This is a genomic window from Cellulomonas sp. PhB150, assembly GCF_003755175.1.
Taxonomy (GTDB): Bacteria; Actinomycetota; Actinomycetes; order Actinomycetales; family Cellulomonadaceae; genus Cellulomonas.
The window spans coordinates 315,235-332,195 of the sequence record NZ_RKHX01000002.1 but is presented as its reverse complement, the minus strand read 5'-3'; the positions used below and the strand labels follow the sequence as shown (position 1 = coordinate 332,195).

The window sequence follows — 16,961 nt, the reverse complement described above, 5'->3', positions numbered from 1 at the left end:
CGACCTCAGCGCACGACGATGGTCGCGACCCGCACGGTCCTGCCGTTCTTGGCGACCACGCTCGTCTGCACGGTGTGGTAGCCGCCGACGACGTCGTCCGAGACCGTCAGGTGGCGCTTGCCCTTCGCGACCCCGGTGAGCACCCACCGCCCCCTGGCGTCCGTCACGGCGCTGCGGTCGGTCGTGAACACGGTGATGCCCTCGACGGACTTGCCCTTCGCGCTCGTGACGTAGCCGTACACCTTGCCACCGGTCGGCAGCCGCAGGACGGGGGCGACCTTGTTCCTGCCCTTGGTCACGCTCAGGCTCAGCGAGCCGCGCGCGTAGCTCGTCGTGTCGGGCTCCGCGACGACGGTGTACCTGCCGGAGATGACGCCGACGACCCTGTACCGCCCCTTGGCGTTCGTCGTCGCGGTCCCGGCGATCGTGCCGAACGAGTCGACGACGCGCACCTCGGCCTCGAGGGCGGGCTTGCCGGTCGGGGACGTCACGACGCCCGAGACGGCGGTCGGCCTCCCGCGCACGAGCGTGCCGAACGACGCCCTCGTCGTGGCCTTGACCGTGACCTTCTTGCTGATGTTCGTGCCGGACAGGACCACGCGGTAGGTGCCGGCCTTGAGCCCGACGAACGCCACGTTGCCGTGCGCGTTCGGCCGCTCCCACCCGACGGTGACCTTCTTCGCGTTCAGCAGCTGCACGGGCTGGTCCGACGCGTTGGTCGCGCGGACGTGACCGGCGATCCTCGCGCCGACGACCTTCTGCACCCGGAGCGGTGGAGCCCTGACGAGCGTGCCCTGCCTCACGGCCACGCTCTTGGTCACCGATTTGTGCGTGCCCTTGAACCCGTACAGGGAGACCTTCCCGGTCGCGAGCTCGTAGGTCGTGTAGACGCCGGCCGCGTCCGTGGTCGCCGGGGTCGTCCCGAACCTGTCGACGTTCGAGAGCCACACCGTCGCGCCCGCGAGGGGGGCACCGGTCGCGTCGACGACCTTCCCCGTCACGCCGGCGCCGGCGACGAGCCTGACGTCGGCCGTCGCGGTCGCCCCCGCCGTGACCTTCAGCGGTGTGCTGTCGGCCGCTCGCACGGTCCCGCCGAGGTATGTGGTCAGGTACCGGCTGCCCAGGGGGCCGAGGACCGTGACCTCGTACGTCCCGGGCTCGGCCGTCGTGGAGTACGTGCCGTCGGCCGCGGTCCGCGCCGAGGCCCACTTCCCCGGGGAGAAGAGCTGCACGTACGCGTCCGCCGCGGGAGCACCGGCGAAGGTCACCGTCCCGGACACGACGCCGACGTCCTCCGCGACGCGTGGCGCCCCGGCCACGGCCGGAGCCGAGCCGACCAGGCCGACGACGAGCGCCGCTGTCACGGCGACTGCGAGTGAGATCCTGCTTCTCACGGCGATGCTCTGTCCTACCGGCGGACGCACGCGGGTGCGTGCGAATCACCCACCATGACCACGGGCGTCCCCGCACCGCCAGGGTGGTGGCACCTAGGCCCGACGGCGGAAGCTGAGCGGCTCCTCGACGTAGGGCAGCCACGCGGCGCGCTCGTCGTCCGTGATGCGTCGGGGCTTCTCCGTCGCGGCGTCGACGACGACGATCGTCGTGGCGGCCTTCGCGTAGGGCGCCCCGCCCGACGAGGGACCGGTCCGCGCGAAGCCCGCCTTCCCGTCGTGCACCTCGTAGCAGACCTCGAGGCTCGCACCGCCGAGGTGGCCGATCCACATCTCGACCCGGACGGGGTTGCGCGTGAAGCCGAGCGGCCGCAGGTACTGGATCTCCTGCCGGGCGACGAGCGTGTGCGAGCTGGCCGTCGGGCCGGTGTCGAGCACCGCGGTCGGCCAGGCCTCCGACGCGTCCGGGTGCCGCCAGAACGCCGTGATGCGTGCGTCCTCGAGCAGCCGGAACATCTCGACGTTGTTGACGTGCTGGTAGGCGTCCAGGTCCGACCAGCGCAGGGCGACCGGGACGTGCAGGCGGGTCATGCGGTTCCTCTCCTCGTTCGTGCTCTCAGGATGCCGCGCGGCGGGCGCACTCGCGGGCACGTGCCAGGTCGGCGACGACGGCGTCGACCGGTGCGACCACGAGGTCGCGCGCGACCGCCTCGACCGACCGGCGCAGGCGCCGGGCCGCACGGCCCGCTCGTCGTCGGGCACCGACCGCCGCAGCCAGCCGGGACAGCAGGGCGACCAGCAGGCCGACGACGACCCCACCGACCACCATGAGCGTCGGGACGGGGAAGTCGTGCCACTCCGCGACGGGCGGCGGCGGCAGCCGGAAGTAGTCGAGCACGGCCAGCACGGCGAGCCAGAGCAGCCCGACGACGAGCACGCCGAGCACCACCCACTGCAGCACGCCCACCGCGCGCCACCACGCCGGTCTCTTCGCGGCGTCGAGCTGCGTGCCCGCGACCGCCTGGTCGAGCGCGTCGGCGAGGCCCTCGGTGGACGCCGACGCGCGGCGGCGGGCGTCGAGCGCCCACGCGTCCGGCAGGGCGGCGGTCGCCTCGGCCGCATAGTCACGCACGGCGGTGCGGGCGGCGGCCAGGACCGTCGGCGTCGCGGTGGGCAGCGACGTGCGCGCAAGCTCGGGTCGCGCCGCAGGCGTGCGCAGGCCGATGCGACGCAGCGGGTCGGGGCGGAACCTGCCCAGCCAGCGGGTGACAGGCCAGCCGGTGGCCGCGTGCGCGTCGCGGCGGAACGACCCGCGGACGGCGGAGACGACGGTCGGCACACCCGCGGCGCGCTCCAGGCCGGTGACCAGCCTCGCCGTCGGCCGCGCCGGCTCGCGCCGGGGTGCGGCACCGAGCTCCGCGCTCACCGCGGTGGCCGTCGTGCGGAGGTCGGCCGCCCAGCGGCGCGTGGACGCCTCCCGCTTCGCCGCGGCCTGGTCGAGCATGGCGCGCAGCGCGTCGAGCCCCTGGCCGGTCCGCGCGGACGCCGCGACGACCCGGGCGCCGACCAGGCCGTCCTCGGCGACCAGCCGCTCGAGGTCGGCCAGGCACGTCGCGGCCTCCTGCGCGGACAGGCGGTCCACCTGGTTGAGCACGACGACCGTGACGTCGCCGTGCCCGGCGAGCGGTCGCAGGTACCGCTCGTGGAGCGCGGCGTCGGCGTACTTCTGCGGGTCGACGACCCAGACCAGCAGGTCCGCGCGCTCGACGAGCCGCTCGGCCCGGATGCGGTGCTCGACGACGATCGAGTCGTGGTCGGGCAGGTCGAGCAGGACCAGGCCCCGGCGAGCGTCCGTCATCTCGTGCCGCCGCCCCACCTCGAGCCAGTCCAGCAGCGGCTCGGCGCCCTCGCCCCAGACGGCGGCCAGGGCGTGCGAGGTCGTCGGGCGCTGCACCCCGGCCGTGGCCAGCTGCTGGCCCGCGAGGGCGTTGAAGACCGAGGACTTGCCCGAGCCCGTCGCCCCGGCAAGGGCCGCGACGGTGTGCTCGGCGGACAGCCCGCCGCGCTCACGGGCGTGGGCCACGACCGCTCGGGCGTCGTCGACCTGGGCTGACGGGAGGCGGTCCCCGGCGGCGTCGAGCGCGTCCTCGAGGGCCTGCGTGCGTGCGGCGAGGTCGATCGTCATGCCTCGTCCCGGCGTCCGAAGATCCTGCGCCACAGGCTCGGCTTCTCCTCCTGCGGCTCGGGCAGGGCGGCCGTGGGCTGGGAGCCGTGCTCGCGCCAGTGGGTCGCGCCGCGCAGCTGCACCGCGGCGGTCACGGTCCGGACCCGCTCGGGCACGGGAGCCACCCGGTCGCCCGTCGCGGCGCGCTCGACGGAGTCCGCGGCACCCCGCAGCGCGCTGCCCTCGCCGGTCGCGGTGCCGAGCGCGTCCAGCTGCCCGACGTACCGGGCCGCCTCGACGTCGAGCAGCCCGCGGACCCGCTCCTCGAGCCGCTCGCGCGCCGAGGTCGTGAGCCGCCGCACCGCCTCGTCGCCGAACACGGCCTCGAGCAGCTTCTGCGCCACCACCGCCGTGCCACCCGCGATGCCCACCTCGATGCCCGTCAGGCCACCGGTGGAGGCGAAGACGAGCACCATCAGGCTGACGCCCAGCCCGTTGAGCCCGAACGACAGCGCCCGCGCGGTCCCGCGCTTGTCGGCGCCCTGCTCCCGCACGAGCTCCAGCACGTCGCCCTGCCACAGCCGGATCTGCTCGGCGACGGCCGTGCGCGTCGCGCCGGACCCGCGCGACAGGTCGAGCCCGACGAGCAGGCCCGCGCCGGCGGGGTCCGCGCGCCACGACTCGAACGTGCGCTCGGCGGCCTCGTCGATGGCGTCGAGCAGCACCGCCTCGAGCCCGTGCGCGATCGCCTGCTCGACGTCGGGCGCCTGGGCGGGCCTGCCCCGGAAGAACCCGACGACCGCGTCGCGGGCTCGCCCGACGCGCTGCTCGATCGAGCGGAAGAACTCGCCGGTCCCGACGAAGTCCTGCCAGCGAGCCAGCACCTCGCCGCGCAGCAGCGAGCCGTCGGACGTCGCGGCGGCGACGCGCGCCACCGCGTCGTCGGCGTAGCGGCGGCTCACGTCGCGCAGGCGCGCGTCCGCCTCGACCTGCGCGTCGCTGGCCGCCGCGATCTGCAGCGTGCGGCGCACGAGGTCGTCGACGACGCCGTCGAGGGTGGCACCGACGACCGCGTCGCGCGCGTCCGGGTCGGCGCCCAGGTCGGACAGGTACGCCGCGACCTCGCCGACCGCCTCGAGCGGGAGCAGCCCCTCGACGAGTGCCGCCTCGGGGATCGCGAGCAGCGGAGAGCCGCCGAGGCCGTGCTCGTCCATGAGGCGGCGCAGGTCGCCGACGACGGCCTCCGCCCCCGGGTCCACCCGGTCGACGACGAGCGCGACCTGCGCGCGCCGCTCGGCCGCGGCGATGAGCAGCTCCCACGGCACGGCGTCCGCGTAGCGGGCGGCGGTGGTGACGAAGAGCCACAGGTCCGCGGCGGCGAGGAGCTGCGCGGCGAGCTCCCGGTTCGCGACCTCGACCGAGTCGATGTCGGGCGCGTCCAGCAGGGCCATGCCCTGCGGCAGCGCGTCGGTGCCGACGAGCCGCAGCGCGCGCGCTCCCCCGCTCTGCGCGCCGTCCGACGTGACGCGCGCCAGCCCGGGCAGCACGCGGTCGGTGCTGAACCAGCGGGCGTCGAGCGGGTGGTGAGCCAGCACCGGCGAGCGCGTCGTGGGCCGCAGCACGCCCGGGACGCTGACGTGCTCGCCGAGCAGCGAGTTGACGAGCGTCGACTTGCCGGCGCCCGTGGACCCGCCCACGACGACGAGCAGCGGCGCTCCCTGAGCGCGCAGACGGGGCAGGACGTAGTCGTCGAGCTGCTCGACGGCGAGGGTCAGCTCGCGCCTCGCGGCGGTCGCTCCCGGGACGTCGAGCGGCAGCCGGGTGCTGGTCAGCCGGGTGCGCAGGTCCTCGAGCGAGCCGGTCAGCGCCGACGCCGGCCGCGGGGGATCGTGTGCGTCCATGTGCCCAGTGTGCTGGGTGCGGCGACCCGGGGCCGGTTGGGACGGCGTGTCCGCGCTGGCCAGCGGCGTGGCGACGCGCCGGGACGACAGCGGGGAGCGCCCGCTCGCAGCGGTGCGCTCCCCGTCGTCGTGCTGGGTGCGTGCGTCAGTCGCGACGCAGCTTGCGGTACGTCACCCGGTGCGGGCGCGCCGCGTCGGCGCCGAGGCGCTCGACCTTGTTCTCCTCGTACGAGGCGAAGTTCCCCTCGAACCAGTACCAGTTCGACGGGTTCTCCTCGGTGCCCTCGTACGCCAGGATGTGCGTCGCGACCCGGTCGAGGAACCACCGGTCGTGGGAGACCACGACCGCGCAGCCCGGGAACTCGAGCAGGGCGTTCTCGAGCGAGCCGAGCGTCTCGACGTCGAGGTCGTTGGTGGGCTCGTCGAGCAGCAGCAGGTTGCCGCCCTGCTTGAGCGTGAGCGCGAGGTTGAGGCGGTTGCGCTCACCACCGGACAGGACGCCGGCCGGCTTCTGCTGGTCCGGGCCCTTGAAGCCGAACGCGGCCACGTAGGCACGCGACGGCATCTCGACGTTGCCGACCTTGAGGAAGTCCAGCCCGTCCGAGACGACCTCGAACAGCGTCTTCTTGGGGTCGATGCCGCCGCGCGACTGGTCGACGTAGGAGATGTTGACCGTCTCGCCGACCTTGAGGTCGCCGCCGTCGAGCGGCTCGAGCCCGACGATCGTCTTGAACAGCGTGGTCTTGCCGACACCGTTGGGGCCGATGACGCCGACGATGCCGTTGCGCGGCAGCGTGAAGCTCAGCCCGTCGATGAGGACGCGCCCGTCGAAGCCCTTCTGCAGGTTGGACGCCTCGAGGACGATCGATCCCAGGCGCGGACCGGGCGGGATCTGGATCTCCTCGAAGTCGAGCTTCCTGGTGCGGTCCGCCTCGGCAGCCATCTCCTCGTAGCGGGCCAGGCGCGACTTGGACTTCGTCTGACGGCCCTTGGCGTTGGACCGCACCCACTCCAGCTCCTCCTTGAGGCGCTTGGCGAGCTTGAGGTCCTTCTTGCCCTGGATCGCCAGGCGCTCCTGCTTCTTCTCGAGGTAGGTCGAGTAGTTGCCCTCGTACGGGTAGAGGCGGCCTCGGTCGACCTCGCAGATCCACTCGGCGACGTGGTCGAGGAAGTACCGGTCGTGGGTGACGGCCAGGATGGCGCCCGGGTAGTCCTTCAGGTGCGCCTCCAGCCACAGCACGCTCTCGGCGTCCAGGTGGTTGGTCGGCTCGTCGAGCAGCAGCAAGTCGGGCTTCTCCAGGAGGAGCTTGCACAGCGCGACACGGCGGCGCTCACCACCGGACAGGACGGAGACGTCGGCGTCCGGGGGCGGGCAGCGCAGCGCGTCCATCGCCTGGTCGAGCTGCGCGTCGAGGTCCCAGGCGTCGGCGGCGTCGATGGCCTCCTGCAGCTGGCCCATCTCGGCGAGCAGCGCGTCGAAGTCCGCGTCGGGGTCCGCCATGAGCTCGGAGATCTCGTTGTAGCGGTCGAGCTTGCCCTTGATCTCGGCGACGCCCTCCTCGACGTTGCCGAGCACCGTCTTGGACTCGTTCAGCGGCGGCTCCTGCTGGAGGATGCCGACGGTGTAGCCGGGGCTCAGCCGCGCCTCACCGTTCGAGGGCTGGTCGAGGCCGGCCATGATCTTGAGGATCGTGGACTTGCCCGCGCCGTTGGGCCCGACGACGCCGATCTTGGCGCCGGGCAGGAAGTTCAAGGTGACGTCGTCGAGGATGACCTTCTCGCCGTGCGCCTTGCGCGTCTTGTACATGGAGTAGATGAACTCAGCCACTGGCTCTTCGTCCGCCTCGGTGCTCGGGTGCTGGGGATGTCGCCCGACGAGGCGCCGGCCCGACCGCCCAGGGCGCCCGGCCGGCTTCCTCGCGGGATGCCGGTTCCCCAGCCTAGGCGATCACCTGCTGGTGGCGAGCTCGCGCGCGTCCCAGTCCGCGTCGTCCTCGTCCCCCTCGCGCAGCGCGTCGAGCTCGGGGTCGTCCTGCTCGGCGTCGTCCGACCCGTCTGCGACGGCGTTCGCGGGCACGAAGCGCTCGCTCGGGCCGTCGCTGATCTCGGCCGTGTCCTCGTCGGGCGCCTCGACCAGCCCGGTGACGTTCGTCGGCCCGTCCTCCGCCCGCGCGTTGATCGTGCGGCGGAAGTTGCTGGACCCGAACGCGAGGTCGTGACCCACCGTGACCGCCTCGAGCACGAGCCCGCTGCGCGGCGTGCCGTCCGCGCTGACCCACTCCTCGGTGGACAACCGCCCGTGGGCGACGATCGGGTCTCCCTTGCGCAGGGACGCGGCGACGTTGACCGCGAGGGTGCGCCACACCTTGACGCGGAACCACTCGGTGCGGCCGTCGCGCCACGCCCCGGTGCTGCGGTCGAAGAACCGTCGCGTGCTGGCGACCCGGAACGACGTGTAGGCCTGGCGGCCCTCGCGGGCCGGGAACAGGGTGACGTCGCTGCCGATCCAGCCCACCACGGTGACGTCGAGGCTCTGCGTGCTCATCTGACTCTCCTTCGCCGGCGCCCCGGCGGGTGCGGGGCTCGTGGCAAGGAGCGTGTCTCGTCCGCCGCCACCTGCGTGGGCCGCGGCGCCCGATCTGGGGACGAGGCCGGCGGGACCGGGGGCTGTGGTCGGCTCGGCGTCAGCCGCGGGCCGTGGCGACGAGCTCGCGCACCTGGCGGTGCTCGCCGAGCACGTCCTGCGCGGGCTCGAGGAGGAGCGAGCGCGCGACCCCTTCGATGGCGGCGCGGCCGTCGCGCAGGGTCGCCTCGCCGCGTCGTCGTCCGGCGGCCCGCCGCGCCGCGGACGCGGCCAGCACGCACGCCACCGCACCCAGGGCCAGCACGATCGCGACCACCGGGGCCCACCCGTAGCTGTCCCCGTCGCCGACGAGCGTGCCGACCGCGAGCGCCGCGACCATGAGCGCGAGCACCCCGAGCACCACGGCCGCGACCGTGAGCACCACTGCGGCCACGGACCGCCGCGCGGCGATGGTGATCTGCGAGAGCGTGGTCGCGACCGCGACGCCGATCTCCGCCGCGGGCGCGACGCGCGCGTCGAGGTCCGCGGCCCACCGCGTCGGCAGGCCGGAGACGAGCGGCTCGAGCCAGGCCGAGCGCGCGAGGCCCACGGAGTGCACCTGCACGGGCCCGGGCGACGGCATGGTCGCCTCGCGGCCGCTGCTCGCGGCGCCCACGGCGGCGGCCACGGCCGGCAGCCCGGCGGCCGAGGCCAACGTGTCGACGACCCCGGTCACGGACAGTGCCACGGGCTCGCGCTCGCCCACCTGCGACGACACGGCGGCGGCGGCGTCGGCGACCTCGGCCGACGCGCGCGTCGCTGCGAGCGAGCGCCCCGCGACGGACGCGGCGAGCGACTCGCGCAGCTCGGTGATCCCTGCCCCGGTGTGCGCGGAGACGGCCCGCACGGGAACGCCGGTCAGCCCGTCGGCGACCAGCAGGCGCCCGACGTCGGTCAGCAGCTCGTCGCGCACGTCGGGTGGCACGGTGTCGACCTGGTTCATCACGACCAGCATCGAGGCCTCGTGCCCGACGAGCCGCTGCAGGTAGCCCGTGTGCAGGGCGTCGTCGGCGTACTTCTGCGGGTCGACGACCCACACCAGCAGGTCGGCCTGCGGCAGGAGCCGGTCGACGACCTCGCGGTGCTCGGGCTCGATCGAGTCGTGGTCGGGCAGGTCGAGCAGGACCAGCCCGCGCAGCGCGACCTGCGACTCGCCGTCCAGCGCGCTCTCGCGCTCGATGCGCCGCTCGGGGTCGACGCCGAGCCAGCCCAGCAGAGCCGAGGCGTCGCTCCCCCACACGCACGCGGTGATCTGCGACGTCGTCGGCCGGCGGACGCCGACGTCGGCGAACTTCAGGCCCGAGACGGCGTTGAACAGGCTCGACTTGCCCGACCCCGTCCCGCCCACGAGCGCGACGACGGTGTGGTCGACGCCGAGGGCGAGCCGCTCGCGCACGCCCGCGACCTCGGTCGAGGCCTTCTCGACGACCAACGGGTCGAGCCGGTCGCCGCCCAGCTCGGTCGCGCGCACGAGCGCGTCGACGCGCGCCTCCAGGATCTCGGAGTCGCTCATGTCAGCCCCTTGAGGACGGCCAGGCGCAGCCGCAGGCGGGCGGCCGCGTCGTCGGCCAGGTCGGGGTCGGCCAGGATCTCGCCGACGGCGGTGCGCTCGAGGCGCGCCTGGGCGGTCGCGCGGTCGGCCAGGTCCAGCACGAGGTCGTCGATCATCCGCTGCCCGGTGGGTCCGAGCAGCGCGACGAGCAGGGTCGCGGCCTCCGTGACCCCGGAGGCACCGGTCAGCGCGACGGCGGCCAGACCGTCCTCGCCGAGCGCCTTGACCGCCTTGGCGCGGCCCTTCTCCACGCGTGCCAGGGCGCGGCCCGCGACCTCGTCGTCCGGCTTCGCCGCCAGGCCCGCACGCACGACGCGTGGGCCCTGCGCGGTCCAGCCGCGCGCGGCGAGCTCGGCGGCGGCGGTCCGGCGCGACGCGGCACCGTCGCGCGGCCACGCCGCTGCGAGGGAGGCGCCGCCCGCAGGCGCGTCCTTGCTGGTCAGCACCGAGCGCAACGACACCTCGGTGCGCGCACCGGCGTCCGCGAGCGCGGCCGCCGTCGACCGGGTCAGGTCGGCGCTCAGGGGCGCGACGGCCAGTGCCCGGGCACGACCGGTCCGCCCGGACCCGCGCACCTTGCCCGACGAGCTGACGACCCCGTGCAGCGGCCCACCGTCGGCACTGAGCTCCGCCCAGCGCGCACGGACGGGCCCGTCGGCGACTCCGCCTGCGCGGATCGCCTCGGCGGCAGCCTGCGCGGGCGTCTCGAGGGCGTCGTCGATGGCTCGGGCGAGCGTCGAGGCCGCGTCGGCCTGGCCCTGGACGGCCTCGGCGAGCTCCTCGACCCACTCGCGCAGCGAGCTGAGCGAGCCGCGCAGCGTGCGGCCGATGACGGTGCGCGCCCGGTCGGGCCCCGCGAGCATCGTCAGCCACCGGTGGATCGGGGCGACGGCGGCCGGGGCCAGCAGACCCTCGTGCGGCCCCATGTCCGGCACCACGAACAGCGGCGACCCCTCGAGCCTGTGGGCGCGCAGACGGCTCAGCAGGTCACCGCGCACGGTCGGCAGCGAGTCGCTCGGCACCCGGTTGAGCACCATCGCGATCGACGCGCCGCGCTCGACAGCCCCCTCGAGCACCCGCCACGGCAGCGCGTCGCCGTACCGGGCGGCCGTCGTGACGAAGAGCCACAGGTCGGCGGCCTCGAGCAGGCGGTGGGCGGACTCGCGGTTGGACTCGAGCACGGAGTCCAGGTCCGGCGCGTCGAGCAGTGCGATGCCGCGCGGCACGTGCTCGTCGGCGACGACCTCGACCGACTCGAGCACGGGGTGGTGCGAGAGCAGCTCGGCGTCCAGCGGGTGGTGCACCAGGACCGGCCGACGGGTCGTCGGCCGCAGCACGCCCGCGCTGCTGACCTCGGCCCCCACCAGCGAGTTCACCAGAGTCGACTTGCCGGCGCCGGTCGACCCCGCGACCACCACGACGGCGGGCGCGGACAGCTCGGTCAGGCGGGGGACGAGGTGCTCGTCGAGCTGGTCGAGCAGCCGGTCACGCGAGGCGGTGGCCGCCTCGGTCCCGTCGATCGTGAGCGGGAACTGGGTGACCGCGACGTCTCGCCGCAGGTCCTTGACGGCGTCGAGCAGGGAGGTCGCCGCGAGCGGCCGCGCGAGCACCGAGCGCGGGTCGTCGGCAGAGTGACGCCCCGGCACCGGTCCACGGGCCGGCGGCGCCGACGCTGTCCCCGGCTGAACGCTCACAGGGTCATTCTCAGGGTCGGACCTGACCAGGCCAAACGCGCCACGCGGTCGAACGGGCACGAGTCGGGCAGTCCGGACCTCACGCCACTCGCCCACTACGCTGATCCGGGGCCTCGGCCCACGCCCCCGTAGCTCAATGGATAGAGCAACGGCCTTCTAATCCGTAGGTTGCAGGTTCGAGTCCTGCCGGGGGCGCCTCGCCACTTCTCGACGTCCATGCCCGAACTGCTCGGCGATCCGCTCGAGGTCGGCAAGCGACCACGGCCTCTTGCCGCGGAACCCATGAGCCACCGCTACGTGATGACTGCCGTAGCCGTCGTCGCGGCCCCCGGCGCTGTGTTGGCGCGGTCACTCGTCGGGCGCTGCCCGCATGAACCGGCGATACAGCACGTGCCTCGTCAACGCCGATACCGCGAACACGACCGCGCCGACCCACAACACCACCCCGCCATCCACCGCGGCGACCAACACGACCACGAGCGCGAGCGCGGCATACACCCACCGCGTCACCTTGGGGCGCGCCACGCGCTTCAACCAGGTGTCTTCGGCCACGCATCGATCGTCCCACCGCGCCCTATCGCACACGCCTCTGCACGTCGGCCGTCCTACGCCTCGACACTCGTGTCACTCGGGCGACGCCCGCCTGAGTCGTCGGTACTGCACGTGCGCCCACACCGCGAGGGCCGCGTACGCCACCGCGAGAGCCCACCAGAGCCAGCGCCCCTCGGCCACGGCGAGCCCGGCAAACACGAGGGCAATGACGGCATGCACCCACCGCAACAGATTCGGTCTGAACCTGCGTCCCCCCTGGTCTTCGGCCACCGGTCGATCGTCCCACCGCGCCCAGCCCCATGCACGAACGAGCAGCTGCTCGACCGCTCCGCAGCTGAAGCGCCACGAGCCGCGCCGCCCGGATGCTCGCTCCTACGACCGCCGCCAGCAGCGCCAGAGCACCGCCGATCACAACTCCTGGCCGCCCCGCAACGAGCCAGCCAAGAGCAACCGACCCGCCGACGACGACCACGAAGCCGTCCCAGGTCGACCGGCGCCACTCGCGCGCGAGCCACACGAGCGAGCGGCTGAGCGATGACGGTGTGTGCGTCATGCTCTGCCGGGGGTGCAGCGCCAGCGTGACGTCTGCCGTGGCCGACGCTCGACCACGTGCCGGGACCCGCGGGGTTTCACCCCGATGGGGTGATGCAGCGCCCGCACGGCCGGTGCGACGCTCGGTCGGCACAGCACCGGTGGCCGCTTCGTCGACGCCTGGCGGTGCCGAACGGGACGGGGGTCGCATGGCGCCGGAACGGTACGCATCGGCCAGCGCACGCCTCGCGCCGCTCGCAGCAGTCGCCGTCGCCGTGGCCGCTCAGGTGCTCATGCGGGACCGGATCGTCCTCGGCCCGTTGCTGCTGGTCCCCGTGCTCGAGGTGCTGCTCGCGGCGGCGCTGCTCGTCGGCGACGGCCTGCTGGGGATCTCCAGGCGGCGTGCGGGGCTGCTGCGCTACGCCCTCGCGCTCGTCATCGTGGTGTCCGGGACGACGTCGGCGGCGCTGCTCATCACCGACGTGATCACCGTCCGGCCCGTGAGCGTCCAGCAGCTGCTCGCGGAAGGGCTGCAGATCCTCGTCGTCCTGACCGTCGGCTTCGCACTGCTGTTCTGGCAGGTGGACCGGGGCGGTCCGGACGGCCGCGCGCTGCCGGACGTGGAGCTGACCTCGTTCTGGTTCACGCAGGACGCGATCCGCGAGTACTCGGACCAGTTCGACAGCTGGCAGCCGCGCTTCCTCGACTACCTGTACGTCGCGATCACCAACGGCGTCGCCTTCTCCCCGACGGACACGATGCCCCTGACCCGCACGGCGAAGATGCTCATGGCCTGGCAGTCCACCGTGTCTCTGGCCACGTTCGCCGTCGTCCTCGCCCGTGCGGTGAACGTGCTCACCTGACGCACCCCTCTCGACGGGATGCCGATCCGGCCCTCGCTGAATATGGTGACCCGAGGTCGAACCGCCCAGACCGGACACCCGTGGAGGGACGCACCATGCGCAAGAAGTCACTCGCCCTGGTCACAGCGCTGGGCCTCGGGCTAGGTTTCGCCGTCGCCACACCGGCACAGGCCGCGACCACGATCCAGCTCACCACGAGGACGTCGGCCTCGAACGGCTACGCGAACCTCGCTGCGAACCTCACGTTCACCGACCAGGGCCGCGGGATCAAGCTCAGCGGATCGGTCGCGGACAGGTGCCCGGCCGACGGCAACGGCGCGTACGCGACGATCACGGTCACCTTCGTCGACGGCGGCTTCCGGTCCTACTTCCCCAAGGACACGAACGGCTGCGGTGCCGCCGGGAGCGGCACCGACTTCCACTACGACACCGACTTCAACAACCGGATCGCCAAGGTGGGCTTCCTGCTCCAGGAGCGCGACAACGGCAGCGTCAAGCAGTCGGTCAGCAAGGTCGTCTACAACTCCTGACGCGGGTCGGCGCCCGTCACCAGCCGTCGTGGTGCCACACCTGGTCGAGCGGCTGCCGCGGCGCCGGGCGGAAGGTCTCCCCCGTGTAGTACGCCGTGGGGATCAGCGCGCCCTGATGCACGTCCGACGGGATGCCGAGCAGCTCGGCGACCTCGGCCTCGTACGCGAGGTGCAGCGTCGTCCAGGCCGTGCCCAGGCCGCGGGCGCGGGCCGCGAGCATGTAGCTCCAGGCCGCGGGCAGGAGTGAGCCCCACAGCCCCGCCTGGTTGCCGGCCGACAGGTTCGGCGACGTCAGGCAGGGGATGACCAGGACGGGCGCCTCGCCCATGTGCTCGCCGAGGTAGGCGACGCTGTCCCCCACCCGCTGCTGCACGTCCGCGCGGCCGGGGTCGTCCTGGAACAGCCGACCGGCGAAGCCGGATCCCGCCTGGTAGCCCTCGACTGCCCGCCGGTACACGTCGCCGACGGCGGCGCGCAGGTCGGGGTCGGTCACGACGACCCAGTGCCAGCCCTGCCGGTTCGACCCGGACGGCGCCTGCAGCGCGATCTCGACGCACTCGCGGACGAGTCCGATCGGCACCGACCGGCTCAGGTCGAGCCGCTTGCGCACGGACCGGGTCGTGGTCAGGAGCTCGTCGGGCGTCAGGGGAAGCGTGCTCATGCACGCCATCCTCCGCCTTGGGGGCAGACTCCACCCGTGGACGACGACCCCATCGGCCGGCTGCTCGCCGACCCGCCCGACCTGCCCGTGCGGCACGGGCTCGCCGAGGTCGTCGACGCCGTGCGGTCCCGCGGGGTCGTCGTCGTGCAGGCGCCGCCCGGGACGGGCAAGACGACCCTGGTACCGCCGGCGGTCGCGGCGGCCGTGCCGGGGCGCGTCGTCGTCACTCAGCCGCGGCGGATCGCGGCTCGTGCCGCCGCTCGTCGCCTGGCGCACCTGCTGGGCGAGCCCGTGGGAGCGACGGTCGGGTTCTCGGTCCGTGGCGAGCACGTCACGAGCGCGGCGACGCGCATCGAGGTGGTGACCACGGGCGTCCTGGTCCGGCGACTGCAGCGCGACCCCGAGCTGCCGGGCGTCGGCGCCGTGGTCCTCGACGAGGTCCACGAGCGGCACCTCGACGACGATCTCGCGCTCGCCCTGCTCGCCGACGTGCGCGCCAACCTGCGCGACGACCTGGCCGTGGTCGCGATGTCCGCGACGGTGCAGGCCGAGCGGACGGCCGCGCTGCTCGGCGACGCGGCGATCGTCGCGGTACCCGGTGCTCTCTTCCCGGTCGACGTCGTGCTGGCTCCGCCCCCGCCCCGGGTCGCGAGGACCGACGAGCGGGGTGTGACGCCCGCCTTCCTCGATCACGTGGCGGCGACCGTCGCCCGAGCCCTCGAGGACCGTGCCGGCGACGTCCTGGTCTTCGTGCCCGGCGCCGGGGAGGTCGACGGTGTCGCTCGTCGGATCGCGCGGCTCGACGTGGACGTGCGGCCGTTGCACGGCCGGCTGCCCCCGCGGGAGCAGGACCTGGCACTGCGGGCCGGGCCGAGGCGACGGGTCGTCGTCTCGACGGCCGTCGCCGAGTCCTCGCTGACCGTGCCGGGCGTCCGCGTGGTCGTCGACGCGGGGTTCTCGCGCGAGCCGCGGACGGACCACCGACGCGGGCTGGCCGGGCTCGTCACCGTGGGCGTCAGCCGCTCGTCGGCCGAGCAGCGGGCCGGCCGCGCCGGGCGCGAGGGTCCGGGTGCGGTGTACCGCTGCTGGTCAGCGACCGACGACGCCCGGCTCGTCCCGCACGCCGCGCCCGAGGTCCTCACCGCCGACCTCACGTCGTTCGCGCTCGAGCTCGCGTGCTGGGGCAACCCGCGCGGGGCCGGCCTCGCGCTCCTGGACGAGCCGCCCGAGGCTGCGATGGCCGTGGCCCACGAGATCCTCGTCGGCCTCGGAGCCGTGGCTGCCGACGGGAGCGCGACCGCTCGCGGCCGGGCGGTGGCGGCGGTCCCCGCGGACCCACGGCTGGCCCGCGCACTGCTCGACGGCGCCACGCTCGTCGGCGCGCAGCGGGCGGCCGAGGTCGTCGCCCTGCTCTCCGACGACGTCCGCGCCCCGGGCGGGGACCTGGTGGCCGCACTGCGGGCCGCCCGACGAGGCGGCGGTGGGACCTGGCGATCCCAGACCGCTCGTCTGCGCGCGTTGGTCCCGGCCGCGCGCGGCGACGCGCAGCTCACCGACGACCTGGCCGTGGGCCTCGTCGTCGCGCTCGCCCATCCGGACCGCATCGCGCGCCAGCGCCCCGGCGGCTCCGCCTACCTCATGACCTCCGGGACGGGCGCCGCGCTCCCGCCCGGGTCGGGCCTCGCGGGACTCGCGTGGCTCGCCGTGGCGGACGCCGACCGCGGCGCCGGCCGTCGGGACGCGACGATCCGCTCGGCCGCGCCCATCGACCTCGACCTGGCGAGCGAGGCCGCACCCGCGCTGCTGGGCACGCACGACGTCGTCGAGTGGGCGAACGGCTCTGTCGTCGCGCGTCGCGTGCGCCGGTTCGGGGCGATCGAGCTGTCGTCGGCGCCGCTGCCCGACCCTCCGCGCGCCCTGGTCGCGGACGCGATGCGCACCGGCCTGCGACGCGAGGGGCTCGGGCTGCTGCGCTGGTCGGACGCCGCGACGAGCCTGCGGCAGCGCATGGACTTCCTGCACCGGTCGCTCGGCGAGCCGTGGCCCGACGTGTCCGACGAGGCGCTCCTGGCGGCGCTCGACCTCTCCGGCGTGCGCAGCTTCGCCCGCTTCGACGTCCTGCAGGCGTTGCGCGGACTGCTGCCGTGGCCCGCCGCCGCGCGACTCGACGATCTCGCGCCCGAACGGCTGCCCGTCCCGAGCGGGTCGAGCGTGCGCGTCGACTACTCCGAGGACCAGCCCGTGCTCGCCGTGCGCCTTCAGGAGACGTTCGGCTGGCGGGCCACGCCGCGACTGGCCGACGGCCGCGTGCCCGTCCTGCTGCACCTGCTCTCCCCCGCCGGGCGCCCGGCCGCGGTCACCGCGGACCTCGAGTCGTTCTGGCGCACGGGCTACCCGCAGGTGCGAGCGGAGCTGCGGGGCCGGTACCCGAAGCACGCCTGGCCGGAGGACCCGTGGGAGGCCCCGCCCGTGCGTGGGGTGCGCCGGCCCCGCTGACCG

At 74.4% G+C, this 16,961-nt stretch carries 13 protein-coding genes and 1 tRNA gene; 4 read left to right on the top strand and 10 right to left on the bottom strand.

Annotated features, from left to right (window positions below):
• Positions 1–5 precede the first annotated feature (5 nt).
• The 8 genes from EDF34_RS08950 to EDF34_RS08915 form a co-directional block, all read right to left on the bottom strand.
• Complete coding sequence (locus EDF34_RS08950; protein ID WP_158615070.1) at positions 6–1,364, bottom strand: carboxypeptidase regulatory-like domain-containing protein; 1,359 nt, start codon at positions 1,362–1,364, stop codon at positions 6–8.
• Positions 1,365–1,487: 123 nt separating this feature from the next.
• Positions 1,488–1,982, bottom strand: coding sequence for a thioesterase family protein (locus EDF34_RS08945; protein WP_123371018.1), 495 nt, complete (start codon positions 1,980–1,982; stop codon positions 1,488–1,490).
• Between the two features lie 25 nt (positions 1,983–2,007).
• Positions 2,008–3,576, bottom strand: a complete 1,569-nt coding sequence (locus tag EDF34_RS08940) for a GTPase (RefSeq protein WP_123371017.1) — start codon at positions 3,574–3,576, stop codon at positions 2,008–2,010.
• Positions 3,573–5,456, bottom strand: a complete 1,884-nt coding sequence (locus EDF34_RS08935) for a GTPase domain-containing protein (protein ID WP_123371016.1) — start codon at positions 5,454–5,456, stop codon at positions 3,573–3,575. The genes EDF34_RS08940 and EDF34_RS08935 overlap by 4 nt, the downstream gene beginning before the upstream one ends.
• Positions 5,457–5,601: 145 nt before the next feature.
• Positions 5,602–7,284, bottom strand: a complete 1,683-nt coding sequence (gene ettA / locus EDF34_RS08930; RefSeq protein WP_123371015.1) for an energy-dependent translational throttle protein EttA — start codon at positions 7,282–7,284, stop codon at positions 5,602–5,604.
• A gap of 120 nt (positions 7,285–7,404) precedes the next feature.
• Positions 7,405–8,001 (bottom strand): single-stranded DNA-binding protein, encoded by a 597-nt coding sequence (locus EDF34_RS08925; protein ID WP_123371014.1) that lies wholly within the window; start codon positions 7,999–8,001, stop codon positions 7,405–7,407.
• 139 nt (positions 8,002–8,140) lie between these two features.
• Positions 8,141–9,592: a GTPase gene (locus tag EDF34_RS08920; RefSeq protein ID WP_123371013.1), complete on the bottom strand. Its 1,452-nt coding sequence runs from the start codon at positions 9,590–9,592 to the stop codon at positions 8,141–8,143.
• Entirely contained in the window at positions 9,589–11,325 is a 1,737-nt protein-coding gene (locus EDF34_RS08915) for a GTPase domain-containing protein (protein WP_123371012.1), read from the bottom strand. The genes EDF34_RS08920 and EDF34_RS08915 overlap by 4 nt, the downstream gene beginning before the upstream one ends.
• A gap of 122 nt (positions 11,326–11,447) precedes the next feature.
• Here EDF34_RS08915 and EDF34_RS08910 point away from each other — a divergent pair.
• A tRNA-Arg gene (locus EDF34_RS08910) sits at positions 11,448–11,520 on the top strand.
• A 153-nt stretch (positions 11,521–11,673) separates the two neighbouring features.
• Here the strand turns inward: EDF34_RS08910 and EDF34_RS08905 are convergent.
• A complete protein-coding gene (locus EDF34_RS08905; RefSeq protein WP_123371011.1) occupies positions 11,674–11,877 on the bottom strand; it encodes a hypothetical protein in 204 nt (67 codons plus the stop codon).
• 740 nt (positions 11,878–12,617) lie between these two features.
• Here EDF34_RS08905 and EDF34_RS08895 point away from each other — a divergent pair.
• Positions 12,618–13,271, top strand: coding sequence for a hypothetical protein (locus tag EDF34_RS08895; protein WP_123371009.1), 654 nt, complete (start codon positions 12,618–12,620; stop codon positions 13,269–13,271).
• Between the two features lie 95 nt (positions 13,272–13,366).
• On the top strand, positions 13,367–13,801 hold the full coding sequence (locus EDF34_RS08890) for a hypothetical protein (RefSeq protein WP_148076605.1): 435 nt from the start codon (positions 13,367–13,369) through the stop codon (positions 13,799–13,801).
• A gap of 16 nt (positions 13,802–13,817) precedes the next feature.
• Here the strand turns inward: EDF34_RS08890 and EDF34_RS08885 are convergent, their stop codons facing one another.
• Positions 13,818–14,462: a nitroreductase family protein gene (locus tag EDF34_RS08885; protein WP_199737753.1), complete on the bottom strand. Its 645-nt coding sequence runs from the start codon at positions 14,460–14,462 to the stop codon at positions 13,818–13,820.
• 36 nt (positions 14,463–14,498) lie between these two features.
• On the opposite strand from EDF34_RS08885, the gene hrpB reads away from it, so the two are divergent.
• Entirely contained in the window at positions 14,499–16,958 is a 2,460-nt protein-coding gene (gene hrpB / locus EDF34_RS08880) for an ATP-dependent helicase HrpB (protein WP_199737751.1), read from the top strand.
• Positions 16,959–16,961 lie beyond the last annotated feature (3 nt).

Coding starts and splice junctions, on each gene's coding strand:
- EDF34_RS08945 (WP_123371018.1), bottom strand. CDS start 1,982: ATGACCCGCCTGCACGTCCCGGTCGCCCTGCGCTGGTCGGACCTGGAC.
- EDF34_RS08940 (WP_123371017.1), bottom strand. CDS start 3,576: ATGACGATCGACCTCGCCGCACGCACGCAGGCCCTCGAGGACGCGCTC.
- EDF34_RS08935 (WP_123371016.1), bottom strand. CDS start 5,456: ATGGACGCACACGATCCCCCGCGGCCGGCGTCGGCGCTGACCGGCTCG.
- EDF34_RS08925 (WP_123371014.1), bottom strand. CDS start 8,001: ATGAGCACGCAGAGCCTCGACGTCACCGTGGTGGGCTGGATCGGCAGC.
- EDF34_RS08920 (WP_123371013.1), bottom strand. CDS start 9,592: ATGAGCGACTCCGAGATCCTGGAGGCGCGCGTCGACGCGCTCGTGCGC.
- EDF34_RS08895 (WP_123371009.1), top strand. CDS start 12,618: ATGGCGCCGGAACGGTACGCATCGGCCAGCGCACGCCTCGCGCCGCTC.
- EDF34_RS08890 (WP_148076605.1), top strand. CDS start 13,367: ATGCGCAAGAAGTCACTCGCCCTGGTCACAGCGCTGGGCCTCGGGCTA.
- EDF34_RS08885 (WP_199737753.1), bottom strand. CDS start 14,462: ATGAGCACGCTTCCCCTGACGCCCGACGAGCTCCTGACCACGACCCGG.